This is a genomic window from Patulibacter sp. (genome assembly GCF_030655195.1).
Classification (GTDB): Bacteria; Actinomycetota; Thermoleophilia; order Solirubrobacterales; family Solirubrobacteraceae; genus Patulibacter.
In genome coordinates this window covers 1-15318 of the sequence record NZ_JAURWA010000047.1, presented here as the reverse complement: position 1 = coordinate 15318, position 15318 = coordinate 1, and the positions used below count along the sequence as shown (strand labels likewise).

At 75.5% G+C, this 15318-nt stretch carries 11 protein-coding genes and 1 pseudogene; 5 read left to right on the top strand and 7 right to left on the bottom strand.

The features are described 5' to 3' along the window. Positions 1-2 precede the first annotated feature (2 nt). Entirely contained in the window at positions 3-959 is a 957-nt protein-coding gene (locus Q7T67_RS05215) for a DMT family transporter (RefSeq protein ID WP_304786713.1), read from the top strand. Here the strand turns inward: Q7T67_RS05215 and Q7T67_RS05210 are convergent. From Q7T67_RS05210 to Q7T67_RS05190, 5 genes are all read right to left on the bottom strand, one after another. Then, the gene (locus tag Q7T67_RS05210; protein WP_304786712.1) at positions 956-1855 is read right to left on the bottom strand and encodes a MaoC family dehydratase; all 900 of its coding nucleotides are present in this window, start codon (positions 1853-1855) and stop codon (positions 956-958) included. The genes Q7T67_RS05215 and Q7T67_RS05210 overlap by 4 nt on opposite strands. Positions 1856-1919: 64 nt before the next feature. Next, the gene (locus tag Q7T67_RS05205) at positions 1920-3326 is read right to left on the bottom strand and encodes a 3-oxoacyl-ACP reductase (protein ID WP_304786710.1); all 1407 of its coding nucleotides are present in this window, start codon (positions 3324-3326) and stop codon (positions 1920-1922) included. 90 nt (positions 3327-3416) lie between these two features. Next, a complete protein-coding gene (locus Q7T67_RS05200) occupies positions 3417-4703 on the bottom strand; it encodes an acetyl-CoA C-acetyltransferase (RefSeq protein WP_304786708.1) in 1287 nt (428 codons plus the stop codon). A gap of 150 nt (positions 4704-4853) precedes the next feature. Beyond that, complete coding sequence (locus tag Q7T67_RS05195) at positions 4854-5723, bottom strand: S9 family peptidase (protein WP_304786705.1); 870 nt, start codon at positions 5721-5723, stop codon at positions 4854-4856. 99 nt (positions 5724-5822) lie between these two features. Further along, positions 5823-7877: an ABC transporter ATP-binding protein gene (locus Q7T67_RS05190; protein ID WP_304786703.1), complete on the bottom strand. Its 2055-nt coding sequence runs from the start codon at positions 7875-7877 to the stop codon at positions 5823-5825. Positions 7878-8026: 149 nt separating this feature from the next. On the opposite strand from Q7T67_RS05190, the gene Q7T67_RS05185 reads away from it, so the two are divergent. Continuing rightward, positions 8027-8512: a MarR family winged helix-turn-helix transcriptional regulator gene (locus tag Q7T67_RS05185; protein WP_304786701.1), complete on the top strand. Its 486-nt coding sequence runs from the start codon at positions 8027-8029 to the stop codon at positions 8510-8512. 57 nt (positions 8513-8569) lie between these two features. Here Q7T67_RS05185 and Q7T67_RS05180 read toward each other — a convergent pair whose 3' ends face one another. After that, complete coding sequence (locus Q7T67_RS05180; protein ID WP_304786699.1) at positions 8570-9622, bottom strand: zinc-dependent alcohol dehydrogenase family protein; 1053 nt, start codon at positions 9620-9622, stop codon at positions 8570-8572. 146 nt (positions 9623-9768) lie between these two features. Here Q7T67_RS05180 and Q7T67_RS05175 point away from each other — a divergent pair, with 146 nt between their 5' ends. After that, positions 9769-11553, top strand: coding sequence for a transglycosylase SLT domain-containing protein (locus Q7T67_RS05175; RefSeq protein WP_304786698.1), 1785 nt, complete (start codon positions 9769-9771; stop codon positions 11551-11553). 46 nt (positions 11554-11599) lie between these two features. On the opposite strand, the gene Q7T67_RS05170 is transcribed toward Q7T67_RS05175, so the two are convergent. Continuing rightward, positions 11600-11785 carry a hypothetical protein gene (locus tag Q7T67_RS05170; RefSeq protein ID WP_304786697.1) on the bottom strand — a complete coding sequence of 62 codons (186 nt, stop codon included), beginning with the start codon at positions 11783-11785 and terminating at the stop codon, positions 11600-11602. A gap of 208 nt (positions 11786-11993) precedes the next feature. Between Q7T67_RS05170 and Q7T67_RS05165 the strand changes: the two genes are divergently transcribed. After that, positions 11994-13604, top strand: coding sequence for a hypothetical protein (locus Q7T67_RS05165; RefSeq protein ID WP_304786695.1), 1611 nt, complete (start codon positions 11994-11996; stop codon positions 13602-13604). Continuing rightward, positions 13601-15318 (top strand): annotated as a pseudogene (locus Q7T67_RS05160) (hypothetical protein); the annotation flags it as partial. The gene Q7T67_RS05165 and the pseudogene Q7T67_RS05160, both read left to right, overlap by 4 nt.

Below are 15318 nucleotides of genomic sequence, written 5' to 3'. Positions count from 1 at the left end.
GGATGGCGGGTCGCCCACCACCGCCCGGGGCGATCGCGACGGGCACCGACCGGGCGGTCCTCGGAGGACCGGTGGTCCCCGCGCCCTCCGCGGTCCACGACGCACGGGTCTCCGGCGGGGTCGGCATGGTGCTCTCCGCCACCCTGCTGATCCAGCTCTCGACCGCCCTGGCGACGACGACCTTCGACGTCTTCGGCACCTTCGGCACGGGCGCGCTCAGGATCGCCACCGCCGCGGCGATCCTCCTGGCGGTCGTCCGACCGCGCCTCCGGGGGCGGACCGCCCGCGACTGGACCGCGATCGGGCTGATGGGGACGGCGCTCACCGCCATGAGCCTCGGCCTCTACAGCGCGATCGAGCGCATCCCGCTGGGGTCGGCGATGGCGATCATGTTCGCCGGCCCCCTGTCCGTCGCGGTGCTGGCGTCCCGCCGGAGACTGGACCTGCTCTGGGTCGTGCTGGCGGCCATCGGAATCGTCCTGGTCACCCACGCGGTGCCGTCCGGATCGGTCGCCGGCGTCGGCTTCGCCCTCGCCGCGGCCGGGGCCTGGGCGGTGTACCTGCGGTGTTCCGCGAACGTCGGCGGTCGCTTCGACGGGTTCGACGGCCTGGCCCTCGCCATCGGGTTCGGCGCGGTGGTGACCGCGCCGGTGGCCCTGGGCGCCGCGTTCTCCCCGGGCGCCCGGCCCACCGACTTCGCGGTCGTCGGTCTGCTCGCGGTCGTCGGTTTCGCGCTGCCGTTCGCGCTCGAGTTCGCCGCACTGCGCCGCGTCGGTGTCCGCGTGGTCGGCGTGCTGCTGAGCCTCGATCCGGCCGTCGCGGCCCTCGTGGGCCTCGTCGTCCTGGGCCAGCGGCTCGACGCCTGGCAGGTCGTCGGCGTGGGGCTCGTGACCGCGGCCAGTTACGGGGCCGTCCGGGGCGCGCGGGGGACCGCGCCCCGCCCCGGTCCCCCGTCCTAGCTCGGCGTCACCAGCCCCCGCAGGTGCGGGACGCCCTTCTCCGCGCTCTGGGCAGCGAAGCCCGTGCGGCCGCCGTCGGCGGTGACGCTGCCGAACTCGACCGTCGAGGGCAGGAAGACCGGCTTCTGGAACCGGACGTCGACCGCGAACGTGTCGGGCAGCAGGTCCTCGATCGCCGACAGGGCCCGCGCCTTCGTCCACATGCCGTGGGCGATGTGGCGCGGGAAGCCGAAGGCCTTGGCCGTCAGCGGGTGCAGGTGGATCGGGTTGATGTCCCCGCCGACCTTCGCGAAGCGCCGACCGAGGTCCTCGGGCAGCTCCCACCGCGTCGTGGAGATCGCCGACAGGTCGACCTCGACCGCGTCGATCGGGTCGGGCGCGTCCGACGCCGCGTCGGAGGAGCCCTTGCCGCGCTTGAAGAAGGTCGAGGTGCAGGACCAGACGAGCTCGTCACCGGCGTGCAGCTCCGTGCCGACGTCGAACGTGCGGCCCTTGGGGTGCGGCTGCAGCGGCTCGGGCTTGACGCGGACGCGGAGCGTCTCGGTCGGCGCGATCGGCCGGTGCTGCACGATGCGGTTGCGCAGGTGCACGAGGCCGACGGCCGGGAACGGGAAGTCGCCCCCGGTCATCAGCGCCATGTGCAGCGGGAACGCGAGCGCGAAGCCGTACGTCACCGGGACGACCTCGGCGTTGAGGAACCCCGTGATCTCGCGGTACGCGGCCAGGTTCTTCCGGTCGATGCGGACCTCGGGGACGACGAGCTCGACGTCCGGGATCTCCTTCGTGCTGCCCGCGACGAACGGCAGGCGCGAGGCCAGCGGGATCATCGGCAGCGCGGCGCGGCCGTAGAGCGGCGCCGCGTGCGGGACGGACTTGAGGGTGCGGGTCTTCGTCATGGAGATCCTCAGGAGGTGTCGGAAGGACGGTCCCCGGACGCGCGGGCGCGCCCGGGGGCGGTGTTCAGGCGCCGATGAGGCTCTGGCCGCAGACGCGGACGACGTTGCCCTGGACGGCGCCGGAGCCGGCGGAGGCGTACCAGGCGATCGTCTCGGCGACGTCGACCGGCAGGCCGCCCTGGCCCAACGAGCTCAGGCGACGACCGGCCTCGCGGATGCCCAGCGGGATCGCCGCGGTCATCTGCGTCTCGATGAAGCCCGGGGCGACGGCGTTGATCGTGCCGCCGGCCTTGGCGATGTCGTCGGCGAACGCGTCGACCAGACCGATGACGCCGGCCTTGGAGGTGGCGTAGTTCGTCTGGCCGTTGTTGCCCGCGATGCCGGCGATCGACGCGACGCCGATGACGCGGCCGCCGGTGTTCAGCACCTTGCCCTGCAGCAGGGCGTAGGTGATGCGGTCCGGCGCGATCAGGTTGACCGCGATGACCTGGTCCCAGACCTCGGGCTTCATGTTCGCCAGGCGCTTGTCGCGCGTGATGCCGGCGTTGTGGACGACGATGTCGACGCCGCCGTGCTCCTTCTTGAGCTGCTCGGCGAGCTGCTTCGGCGCGTCCTCGGCGGTGACGTCGAGGGTGATCGCGGAGCCGCCGATGCGGTCCGTGACGGTCTTCAGGTCGTCGGCGAGCGGCTCGATGTCCAGGCCGACGACGTGTGCGCCGTCGCGGGCGAGCGTCTCGGCGATGGCCTCGCCGATGCCGCGGGAGGCGCCGGTGACGAGCGCGACCTTGCCGGCCAGCGGCTTCTCCCAGTCCACCTTCGCCGCGGACGCCTTGCTGGAGCCCACGCCGATGCGGACGACCTGACCCGAGACGAACGCGGACTTCGGCGAGAGGAAGAACCGCAGCGTCGACTCGATCTGGTCCTCGGCGCCCTCGGCGACGTAGACGAGGTTCGACGTGGCGCCCTTGCCGAGCTCCTTGCCGGCGGAGCGCGTGAAGCCCTCCAGGGCGCGCTGCGAGACGCGGGCGCCGGCGGTCAGCGACTCCGGCGGGGTGCCGAGGACGATCAGGCGGCCCGACGGGCGCAGCTTGCGGGCGACGGGCTTGAAGAACGCGTGCAGCGCCTGCAGCTCGTCGGGGTGCGCGATGCCCGTGGCGTCGAAGACGAGTGCCTGGAAGCGCTGGTCGCCGGCGGTGTCGGCCGCGTAGATCTTCGGGGCCAGGTCGGCCTCGCCGGCGGCGTCGCGCAGCGGACCCTCGGCGGTCCAGACCTGCGCGTCGGCGCTCTTCAGCGTCGCGGCGATGGCGCCCGCGAGGCGGCCGCCGGCGGCCTGTCCGACGAGCACGGCGCCGTCGACGGCCTTCTGGCCGGGGACGTAGCGCTTCAGGACGGGCGGCTGGGGCAGGCCGAGCTTCGGCGCGACCTGCTTGCCGAGGAAGGAGTTGGCGAACTTCAGGTACGTGTCGGACATGCGGTGGACCTCGAGGGCGACGGGTGCGGGTGAGGGCGTGCTGGGGGTCCGCCGCCGCGCGCGGCGGCGGACCCGTGGTGCTGCTGGGTGCTAGGCGGCCTCGACGATGGCGGTGACGCCGATGCCGCCGGCGGCGCAGATCGAGATCAGGCCGCGGCCGGAGCCGCGCTGGTGCAGCTCCTTGGCGAGGCTGGCGACGATGCGCCCGCCGGTGGCGGCGAACGGGTGCGCCGCGGCGAGCGAGCCGCCGTTGACGTTGAGCTTGGCGCGGTCGATCGCGCCGAGCGGGGTGTCGCGGCCGAGCTTCGTGCGGTTGAACGTCGGGTCCTCCCACGCCTTGAGCGTGGAGAGCACCTGCGAGGCGAACGCCTCGTGGATCTCGAACAGGTCGATGTCGTCGAACGACAGGCCGTTGCGCTCGAGCAGCTTCGGCACGGCGTAGGCGGGGGCCATCAGCAGGCCCTCCTCGCCCTCGACGTACGAGACGCCCTCGGTCTGCGCGTCGACGAGGTAGGCGAGGATCGGCAGGCCCTGCTCCTTCGCCCACTCCTCCGACGCCAGCAGCACGGTCGACGCGCCGTCGGACAGCGGCGTCGAGTTCGCGGCGGTCATCGTGCCCTCCGGGCCGCCGAAGACGGGGCGCAGCTTGGCGAGCTTCTCGAGCGAGCTGTCGGGGCGCAGGTTGTTGTCGCGCTCGAGCCCGCCGAACGGGGTCATCAGGTCGTCGAAGAAGCCGCGCTCGTAGGCGGCGGCCAGGCGCTGGTGCGACGCGACGGTCAGCTCGTCCTGGGCCTCGCGGGTGATCCCCCACTCCTTGCCGGTGATGGCCTGGTGGTCGCCCATCGACAGGCCGGTGCGGGCCTCGCGGTTGGCGGGGATGTCGAGGCCGATGTCGCCCGGGCGGATCTTCAGGAGCGCCTTGACGCGGTCGCCGCCGGTGCGGGCCTGGTTGACCGCGACGAGCTTCTTGCGCAGCTTGTCGCCGACGGCCAGCGGGGCGTCCGACGTCGTGTCGACGCCGCCGGCGATGCCGGCGTCGATCTGCCCGAGGGCGATCTTGTTGGCGATGTAGATCGACGCCTGGAGGCCGGTGCCGCAGGCCTGGGTGATGTCGACGGCCGGCGTGGCGCGGTCCAGGCGCGAGCCGAGGACGACCTCGCGGGTCATGCTGAAGTCGCGCGCGTGCTTCAGCACGGCACCGGCGGCGACCTCGCCGAGCTTCTTGCCCTCGAGGCCGTAGCGCTCCACGAGACCCTCGAGCGCGGCCGACAGCATCTCGCTGTTGGACGCCGTGGCGTAGGCGCCGTTGGAACGGGCGAACGGGATGCGGTTGCCGCCGACGATGGCGACGCGGCGGGCGGTCTTGGGCTCGGTCATGCGGGACTCCGGGGCGATTTCGTACCGTCGGTAGGACGGGGGTTCCAACAGGGTAGCGAGACGCCGTCGACGACCTGTCACAGAGGCGTTGCGGGGCCCCGCCGCGCGATCACGAGCGACGCTGCGGGTGGGCGCCCCGGCCCGCCCGGCTCAGCGCCCCGCCGCCCGCGCCACCGAGCGCAGCAGGCGCTCCTGGCGCGGGTAGACCTGCGCGAGCTGGCGGGCGTCGACCTCGGAGTGCGCGAAGAACGCGGTGCCCGGCCGCAGGACGACGAGCTGCGTGCCGCGCGGCCGGGCGTCGCGGAACGCGCGGCCCTGGGCCAGGGGGACGTCGCGGTCGTTGCTCGCGTACTGCAGGAGCACCCGGGCCCGGAGGTCGCGGGGCCGCTCCGCCGGGCTGAAGCGCCGCTGCTCGCCGCCGAAGTAGCCGTCGATCTGGCCCTCGGCCGCCGGGACCTGCTGCGCCCACGCGGGGAGGTCGGTCGGCCCGGCGTTCGAGACGACGCAGGCGAGGTTGGGCCGCGCGATCGCGAGCATCAGCCCGACGTGCCCGCCGGTGGACGCGCCGATCGCGCAGATCGGCGTCCGCGCGCCGTACCGCCTGCGCATCGCGTCGTAGGCGGCGGTCGCGCTGTCGATCGCCCCGCGTCCGGCCTTCATCCGCACGGCGTAGGTCGCGAAGCCCCCGGAGCGGTAGCCCTCGGTGCCCTGGTTGGCGGCCTTCAGGGTGTCGTCCGTCGTCGCCGCCCAGCCGCCGCCGTGGAGGATCAGGACGACCGCCCTCGGCCGTGACGCGGGGACGGTCCCGGTGGGCGGGCCGAGGATGCCGGAGGCGCGGGCCGCCGAGCGCGCCAGGGCCGCGGCCGACCCGTCGGTGGATCCGGCGGCCGTCCCGGCCGCGGTCGTCGTGCCGTCGGTGGACGTCGCCGCCCGGGCCGAGGAGTCGTCGTCGCCGCAGGCGACGAGCGGGACGCAGACGGCGGCGCACGCGATCAGCGCGGCGAGCGGGGAGCGCGGCACCCGGACGATGCTCGCAGACCGCCCCGTCCCGGCACGCCGGGGCGGCCGCGGGCGGCGGAACGGGGAGGACCGCCGCCGGGTCGCGGGCCGGGCCCGCCCCTACGCCGGCAGCGTCTGCCGCTCGCCGTCGCGCTCCACCAGCGCCGCGTAGTGCCCGCCCGCGGCGAGCAGCTCGTCGTGCGTGCCCTGCTCGACGATGCGGCCGCGGTCCAGGACCACGATCCGGTCGGCGTCGCGGACGGTCGAGAGGCGGTGGGCGATCGCGATCGTCGTGCGGTTCTCCGACAGGGTCTCCAGGGCCTCCTGGACCGCGTGCTCGGTGCGGGTGTCCAGGGCGGAGGTCGCCTCGTCGAGGATCAGCACCGGCGGGTTGCGCAGCATCGCCCGGGCGATCGCCAGGCGCTGCTTCTCGCCGCCGGAGAACCGGTAGCCCCGCTCGCCGACGACCGTGTCGTAGCCGTCGGGCAGGCGCTCGATCAGCTCGTGGATCTGGGCGGCTCGGGCGGCGTCCTCCAGCTCGGCGTCGGTGGCGTCGGGCTTGGCGAAGCGCAGGTTCTCGGCGATCGAGGAGTGCAGGAGGTAGGTCTCCTGGGCCACGACGCCGACCAGGCCGGAGCGGTCCTCCAGCGAGAGGTCGCGGACGTCGACCCCGTCGATCGTGACGCGCCCCTCCCCCACGTCGTACATGCGGGCGACGAGGTAGCCGAGCGTCGTCTTGCCCGAGCCGGTCTCGCCGACGATCGCCAGCGTGCCGCCGGCGGGGACGGTCAGGTCGACGTCGTCGAGGGTCTTGCCGGAGCGCTCGTCGTAGGAGAAGGAGACGTGCTCGAAGGCGACCTCGCCGCGGGCCGTCGCGGGGTCCAGCCGGACGGGGTCCTTCGGGTCCTCGACGTCGATCGGCGTGTCGAGGTACTCGAAGACGCGGGTGAAGAGCGCCAGCGAGGTCTGGATCTCGACGCCCAGGCGCAGCAGCGTGACCATCGGCATCAGCAGGCGGGTCTGCAGCGTCGTGAAGGCGACGAGGGTGCCGATCGTGACGAACTGCCCGCCGTTGGCCGCCGTGAAGCCGGCGATCCAGTAGACGAGCGCCGGCATCGTCGCGAAGGCGATCTGCACGGTCGACATGCGCCAGCGACCGGCCATCGCCGAGCGGACCTCGAGGTCGGCGACGGTGTCCGAGGAGCCGGCGAAGCGCTTCACGAGGTCGCCGGAGCGGCCCATCGTGCGGGTCAGGACGATGCCCGAGATCGACAGCGACTCCTCGACGATGGCCGACATGTCGGCCATCCGCTTCTGTCGCTGGGTGACGATCTTCCGGCGCATCTTGCCGACGGTGCGGCTGAGCCAGACGAAGAACGGCACGACGAGCAGCGTCGCCAGCGCCAGGCGCCAGTCGAGGAAGATCATCGCCGTCAGCGTCGCCGCGACGGTGGTGAACGACGAGACGAAGCTCGTCACGGTCGAGGTGACGACGCCCTGCATGCCGCCGATGTCGTTGGCGATGCGCGACTGCACCTCGCCGGAGCGCGTCCGCGTGAAGAACGCGAGCGACATCTTCTGCAGGTGGTCGTAGACCGACGTGCGCAGGTCGTGCATGACCCGCTGGCCGATGGTGTTCGAGAGGAACGTCTGACCGACGTCGAGGACGGCGCCGACCATGGCCGCGCCGATCATCCCCAGGACGAGGATCGTCAGGAGGCTCGTGTCGCGGTCGGGCAGCGCGTGGTCGACGACGTCGCGCAGCAGGAACGGCTGCGCCAGGCCGACGATCGCGGAGAGGGCGATCAGGGCCGCGACGAGGCCGACCCGCCCGCGGTACGGACGGAAGAGTCGGACGATGCGCTTGAGGTCCAGGGCGTCGCCGCCGCGGCGGCGTCCCTCCTCGGGGTCGGCCGGGGCTCCGGCGGACGGCTTGCCGTCCCGGGAGCCGCCGTCGCCGCCTGCGGGACCGCCGCCGGTGGGCGGTCCGCCCTGCGGCGGCCCGCCACCTGACGGCGGGCCGGACGGGGCGATCTCGGCGTCGACCGGGGGGCGGGACGGGGTGGCGCCCGCGGTCGGGGCGGACTCGATCTCGACGACGGAGGGGACGCCGGAGCGCCGCCCGTCGGGGCCGGGGTCGTGCTGTGGGGGTGTGGGGTCGGGGGTGCTGGTCATCGCGAGCGTCTCCTCTGTCGCGACGTCGGCCGCGGGCGGGCACCTCGTCGGAGGGTGCGGCGGCGGTCGGTGTCTTCGTGAGTGGTGCTCAGCAATCTAGCAGATGCTGAGCAAGACTCATAATGTGTTCGATGTAGTAGGTTGTCCTCATGGCCGACCTCGCCACCGACGACGGTGCGTCCCGCGCCCCCGTCGCGGACGCACCGGAGCCGCCGCCGCTCGGCGACCTCCTGACGAGGGTGGCCCGCGCGATCCACTTCCAGTCCCGGGCGCTCATGGCCCCCCTGGGCCTGACGCCCGCGTCGGCACGGGCGCTGCGCACGCTCGCGCACCCCGACCGGCCGGTCCGCATGTCCGACCTGGCCGAGCGCATGCACGTGGTGCCGCGCACCGTGACGACGCTCGTCGACACGCTGGAGGAGGCGGGCCTGGCCGAGCGCCGACCCGATCCGGACGACCGCCGGTCCACCCTCGTCGCGCTGACCGGCGAGGGCCGCGAGCGCCTGGCGCAGATCCACGAGGCCCGGCAGACCGCCGCGGGCCAGCTCCTCTCCGCGCTCGACGACGACGAGCAGCTGCAGATGCGGCGGCTGCTGGCCAAGCTCGACCTGGACGGCGCGCGGCCGCGCTGCTGACCGCCGCCGTCCGGGTCGGAGGTGCCGACCGGTCGCGGACCTCCGGGCCCACCGCCCCTACGGCCGCAGCAGCGACTTGATCGCCGTGCGCTCGTCCATCGCCGTGTAGGCGTCGGCGACGTCGGCCAGGGCAAACTCGCGGTCGAAGACCCGGCCCGGGTCGATCGTGCCGTCGAGGACGTCGGTCAGGAGCTCGGGGATGTACGCCCGCGCCGGGGCGACGCCGCCGGCCACGCCGACGTTCTTGCCGAACATGCGCTGGAGCGGCAGGCCGTCCTCGCCGTGGGGGACGCCGACGTAGCCGACCATCCCGCCGGGGCGCGTGGCGGCCAGCGCCTGGGCCATCGACTCCTCGGTGCCGACGCACTCGAGCACCGCGTCGGCACCGATGCCGCCGAGCAGCTCGACGAGCTCCTTCGCGCCGTCCCTGCCGCGCGTCTCGACGACGTCGGTGGCCCCGAACTCCCGCGCGAGCGCCTGCCGGTCGGCGTGGCGGGAGAAGGCGACGATCCGCTCCGCGCCCAGGCGACGGGCGGCGAGGACGCCGGAGAGCCCGACCGCCCCGTCGCCGACGACGGCCACGGTGGACCCGGCGACGACGCGGGCCGAGACCGCCGCATGGTGCCCGGTGGCCATCACGTCCGACAGCGTCAGGAGGCTCGGGACGAGGCGGTCGTCGGGCGTCTCGTCCAGGCCGACGAGCGTGCCGTCGGCCTGCGGGATCGTCACGTACTCCGCCTGGCAGCCGTCGACGGGACGGCCCGACCGGGCCTTGCCCGCACCGAAGACGCCGCCGTTGACGCACGACGTGTGGATCTTGTTCCTGCAGTGCACGCAGTCGCCGTCGCTGTAGACGAACGGGGCGATCACGAACTGACCGGGCCGCACGCCGCGGACCGCGGAGCCGACCTCCTCGACGATGCCGACGAGCTCGTGCCCGATGCGCGTGGGTTCCGTCGTCTCCTTGACCCCGCGGTACGGCCACAGGTCCGAGCCGCAGACGCAGGCCGCGACCACCTTGACGATCGCGTCGGTGGGCTCGAGCAGCTCGGCGTCGGGGACCTGCTCGAGCCGGATGTCGCGGGGACCGTGGAGCAGCGTGGCGTGCATCGGGACGTCCTTCGTGGCGGCGCGACGACCCGGGCGGCCGACGCTCGTTGCCTTCGAAACTACCCGCCCCGGGTGGTGCCGCACACCCCGGAGGCCCCCCGGAGGACCTCGGCGTCCGCGCGCCCCGTCGTGCGAGCATGGCCGACGTGCCCGACCGCCTCCCCCGGCCCGACCGGTCGCGCCTCCGACCCCGCAGGCGCCGCGCCGACGACGTCGCGACCACCCCGCCCCCCGGGCTCGGGGACCCCGTCGCCGCCGCCGGCGGGGACTGGTTCGACGACGCCGACCGGTCGTCCGAGGGCCCGTCCCGGTCCCGCCGGTTCGGCCGCGAGAGCCGGGCGTCCCGCCCCGGCCGCCCGTCACCCGCGGGTCCTGCGACCGACGACGGTGGCTCCGGCCGTCGCCGCCCGCCCCGTGCACCGCGCGCCGCCGGCCGCCGCGAGCCCCCGTGGCTCGTCATCGCCGGGATCCTGCTCGTCCTGCTGGCGGTCATCGTCCTCGTCTCGTCGTGCGGCGGCGACGACCCGGGGTCCGAGGACCGCGCGGTCGTCCCCGCCGACCCGGGCTCCACCACGCCGGTCGGCCGCACGGCGCTCTCGCTGCTGCGCCCCGACGCCGAGGCCCGTCAGGACGACCTCACCCGTCGCGCGGAGGCGGGGTTCGCCAACCCGCTGTACCGCCAGGTCCCCGGCGGCGCCGTCGCGTCCGCCGCGCGGGTCACGAAGTACCGCGCCCTGATCGAGGAGGTCGCGAAGGACGGCGACGAGGACCCCGACGTCCTCGAGGGCATGGTCTACCTGGAGAGCGCCGGGCGGCCCGAGGTCCTGGCCGGCGGCGACATCGCCGGCGCCGCGGGCCTGACGCAGATCGTCGCCGGGACGGGCACCCAGCTGCTCGACATGAAGATCGACCTCGGGCGCTCGCGCACGCTGACGGGCCGGATCGCCCGCGAGGTCCGCCGCGGCCGGGACGCGGAGGCCGATCGCCTGCGCGCCGCCCGCGCGCGCATCGACGAGCGCTTCGACCCCAAGAAGGCCCTCGAGGCGACGGTCCGGTACCTGAAGTTCGCCCGCGGGCAGCTCGACGACCGCGAGGACCTGGCCGTCGCCAGCTACCACATGGGCGTCGGCAACCTCCAGGACCTGATGAAGGCCGTGGGGCAGGGCACGACGTCCTACGCCCGCATGTACTTCTCGATCGACCCGCGCCGCACGCCGGAGGCCACGGCCCTGGCGGTGAAGCTCGCGGACGACTCGACGTCGTACCTGTGGCGGGTCGGTGCGGCCGAGCGGATCATGCGGCTCTACCGCGACGACCGGGCCGCGCTGACGCGCGAGAACGAGCTGCAGAACCGCAAGGCCTCCAGCGAGGACGTCCTGCACCCGGTCGAGTCGACGAAGGTCTTCGCGGACCCGTCGGACCTGGCCGACGCCGAGCGCTCCGGCGAGGTCGAGGGCCTCCCCCGCACCGCCCTGCGCGCCAACGGCATCCGGATCGACCGGGCGATGGGCGAGCTCGCGCCGCGGCTCGACCAGCCCAGGAGCCGGTACCGCGCGCTGCGGCCGGGTGCCCTCGCGGGACTGCTGACCATCGGTGCGACGGTCCAGGCCCTGAACGGCGACGCGACGCCCGCGACCCGCCTGACGGTCACCAGCACGGTGCGCGACCGCGACTACCAGGCGATGCTCGGTGCGGAGAACGTCCAGGCCACCCGCGCGTTGTCCCAGCACACGACGGGCTGGGCGATGGACATCTCGCGCTCCTACCCCAAGGGCGACACCGCCGAGCTGTTCCAGTGGACCCTGACCCGCCTGCAGGCCCTGAACCTCATCGCCTGGGTCCGCGAGCCGACGGCGATCCACCTGACGTTCGACTCGCGCGCGGCGACGGAGCTGGCGCCGGTGCTGCGGCAGGCGGGCGTCGGGAGGTAGCGGGGCGTCCGCGCCGCTCGCCGGACGGGCGCTCGACCGGCGCCGCTCAGCGCTCGTCCGCGGCGTCGTCCACGGGACCGGGGTCGGGACGCCGGCGGGCGCCGTCGTCCGCGTCGTGGCGGCCGTCCAGGGCGCGGCGGAGCTCGCCGTCGACGGCCCGGGGCGTGCGGGACCGCTGCAGGGCGAGGGCGACGAGCAGGCGTCGCCTGGCGTCGTGCTGCGGGTCGGTCACGGAGGGGCGGTGCGCCGCCGCGATCGGGGGCTCGCGGCGACACACGGGGACGGGACGGCACGGGGCCTGCGACCGAGCACACACGCTGGGCGCCCCGTCACGGTAGCCCGGCACGGGCGGGGCAATCCCGGCTTTCTCACCCCGGATCGCGGGCTCCGGCGGGCGCACCCTCCCCCGCGGACCCGTGGCCTCCGTACCATCACGCGTCGTGAGCCCCGCGCCAGGACGCCGTACGTCAGCCCCCATCGCCGCGCTCCTGGTGCTCGTGGCGATGCTGCTCGTGCCCGCGAGCCCGAGCTCCGCGGCGCCGTACACCGTCTGGTCGTGCCAGGGACCGAACGGCGAGGCGCTCGGCGGCGGAGCGTGGACCGCGTCGACCACCGGCAGCGGCGCGACCGCCTCGATCGACTGCACGACCGGCATGCGCGCCGGACTGCCCGCCGGCCGCGCGTCCTCGCGCGCCGCCGGGACGCTGAACCTGACCGCCCCCGCCGGGACGAAGATCACGTCGTTCGAGCTCGCGCGCACGCTCCGCGCCTCGGTCGGCGGCCTGTTCTCGACGGGCTACGTCGCCAACGTCAGCTCGATCGACCCGGCCGGTCCGCTCGGCGCCGGCTGCTCCGGCGGCGGGCTGACCCTGCCGTCGACCTGCTCGATCGGCGATCCGCCGCTGACGGCCTCCGGCGTGGCGGTCCAGGGCATCGCCCTGACGGCCGGCTGCGCGCAGGACAGCTGCCCGTCGGCCACCCCGACCGCTGAGGCCACCCTCGCCCGCTCGCGCGTCGTCGTGGAGGACCCGCAGGCCCCGGCGGTCGCCGGCATCTCCGGCGACCTCAAGGACTCGGGGCACGTCGCGCGGTCCGTGACGGTCGGCGCGACCGACGTCGGCGGCGGCATCGCGTCGATCTCGGCCAACGTCGACGGCGGGGCCGCGGTGGTCGCGCCCACCGGCGGGACGTGCGTCGCCCCGTTCTCCGCGACCCAGCCGTGCCCGACGGCGCGCGAGGCCACCTTCGGCATCGACACCGCCCCGCTGCGCCGGGGCGACCACGTCGCGACGGGCACGATCGTCGACGCCGCGGGGACCACCACCGCCTGGGGCCCGGTGCCGTTCGTGGTGCCCGCGGACGGCACGACCGACGCGGGCCCGTTGCCCTCGGGCTCGATCCCGGTCCCCGTCTCGCCCGGCACCACGCCCGACGGCGCGCCGGTGCCGAGCGCGCGCCTGACGTTCCAGGGCACGACGAACAAGGCCGGGCGCCGCGTCCCGACGGGCTACCTGCGGACCCAGGGCGGCGCGCCCCTCGCGGGCACCGTCGTGCGGATGACCCGGACGCAGACGGGCGTCGAGAACCCGCGGACCGTCACCCTGAAGCCCGTGCGCACCAGCCGGACCGGCCGCTTCGTCGGCGCGCCGCTGCCCGAGGGCGCATGGACCGTCGCCGGGGCGGCCGACGTCTCCAGCGGCACCGTCTCCGCCAGCATCCGGCTGCGCACCGGCCTGCGGATCTCCGCCCGCCCGTCGCCGACGCGGCTGCGGACCGGCGCACTGATGGTGCTCTCCGGCCGCCTGACCGGGGCGGGACCCGCGAAGGCCGGGGTCCGCGTCCGGATCCAGACGATCATCCGCGGGAAGTACACGACGGTCGCCGCCGTCCGCACCCGGTCCAACGGTCGCTGGCAGTGGCGCCACCGCTTCACGAAGGTCTCGCGGCCGACGCTCTTCGCGTTCCGTGCGCTCGTCCCCGGCGAGGGCGAGACCTGGCCGTGGTCCCCCGCGAGCCGTCGTGCCGCCACCGTCCGGGTGGACCCGCGATGAGCCCGGCGATCCCCCGCAACGAGCGCCCCCGTCCGGGTCGCCCGCGCAAGGACGAGCGCCCCGCCGACGACGACGCGTCGCAGGTCGCAGGCCGTGGCCCGGCCGTCGACGGCGAGCAGCCGACGGGCGCCGCGCCGACGACGGGCGTGGCGGCGGGGGACGCCGCCACGACGAAGGACGGCACCACGACGAAGGACGCCGCGACGGCGAAGGACGGCGCGACGGCGAAGGACGGCGCGAAGGTCAAGGCCGCCACGACGAAGGACGGCGCGGCGGCGAGGGCCCGCACGTCCGCGGACGACGACCGCCCCACCGGGACGCAGGTCCTGGCCCGGGGCGCGGGCCTGGCGAAGGCGGCCGCACGGGCCGCACGGGAGGCCCGCGCCGCGCGGGCGGAGGCCGCCCGCCTGACGAAGGAGCGCGATCAGGTCGAGGCCGCCCGGGTGGCGAAGGACCGCGCCGAGGTCGAGGCCACGAGGGCCGCGGAGCAGCGCAGGCAGGCGGAGACCGCACGGGCCGCGAAGGAGCGCGCCGACGCGGAGGCCGCACGCGTGGCGAAGGAGCGCACCGAGGCTGAGCGAGCCGCGAACGAGCGCGCCGAGGCCGAGGCCGCACGCGTGGCGGACGAGCGGGCCGAGGCCGAGCGGGCCGCGAAGGAGCGCGCCGACGCGGAGGCCGCACGCGCCGCGAAGGACCGCACCGAGGCCGCACGCGTGGCGAAGGACCGCACCGAAGCCGCACGCGTGGCGAAGGAGCGCACCGAAGCGGCAAGCGCCACGGAGGAGCCCGCCGACGTTCCCGTCGCCGAGAAACCAGAGGAGCGCCCGACCGCCGTCGCCCCGGTCGCCGGGAGCCCGGGTCCGCAGCCGGCGTCCGGCGTTCCGGGCCTCCCGACGCCGCGCCGTGGGCGCCCCGGTCTCAAGCGGTTCCTGCAGCGCCCCGACGCGACGGGCCCGAGGACGCCCGCGTCCGGCTCGCCCGCTCCGGCCGACCGGCGTCGGCCGGCGACCCCGGCCGAGGCGCCCACACGGGTCGTCCCTCCCGCCGACGCCCCGACGCAGGTCCACCACCCGGCCGCCCGCGGCGACCGGGCCCCGGACCCCGCGGCCCCGGAGACGGGCCGGGCCGGGAGCACCGCGGACGCTGCGAGGACGAAGGACGGTCCCGCAGCCGCAGGAGCGGTCGCCGCAGCCGCCGCGACCGGACGCACCGGTCCCACGCTCCCCGGTCCGGGACCGACGGCGAAGACCTCCTCCGCGTCCCGCGCCGGAACGACGAAGCCCGCTTCGTCCCCGACCGACCCCGGGTCGCCCTCCCGCGTCCCGGCGTCCGGGGCGGCCGCGACCCCGTCGGCGAAGCCCGCGAGCACCTCGCCCGCCGAGAAGCCCGCACGGGTCGCGGCCGCCGGGGCCGTCCCGCCGGGCGTCGTCCTCCCCGGGGCGTCGAAGGGGTCCGCCGGCCGCAGGCCGAAGGCGCTCGTCGGGGCGGCGGTCGTCGCGCTCGTGCTCCTCGTCGCCGGGCTGGCCGGAGCGTTCTCCGGCGACGACGGACCGAGCACCCGGACGACGCCCGCGGTGGCGGCGGGCGAGACCACCGCCGCGGACGGGCAGGGTGCCTCCAGCGTCGCCGAGCGCGCCGAGGCCGCCCGTGCCGAGGCCGAGGCCACCGCCCGGCGCGACCGCGCGCTCGCCGCGGCCCGGGAGCGCGCAGCAGC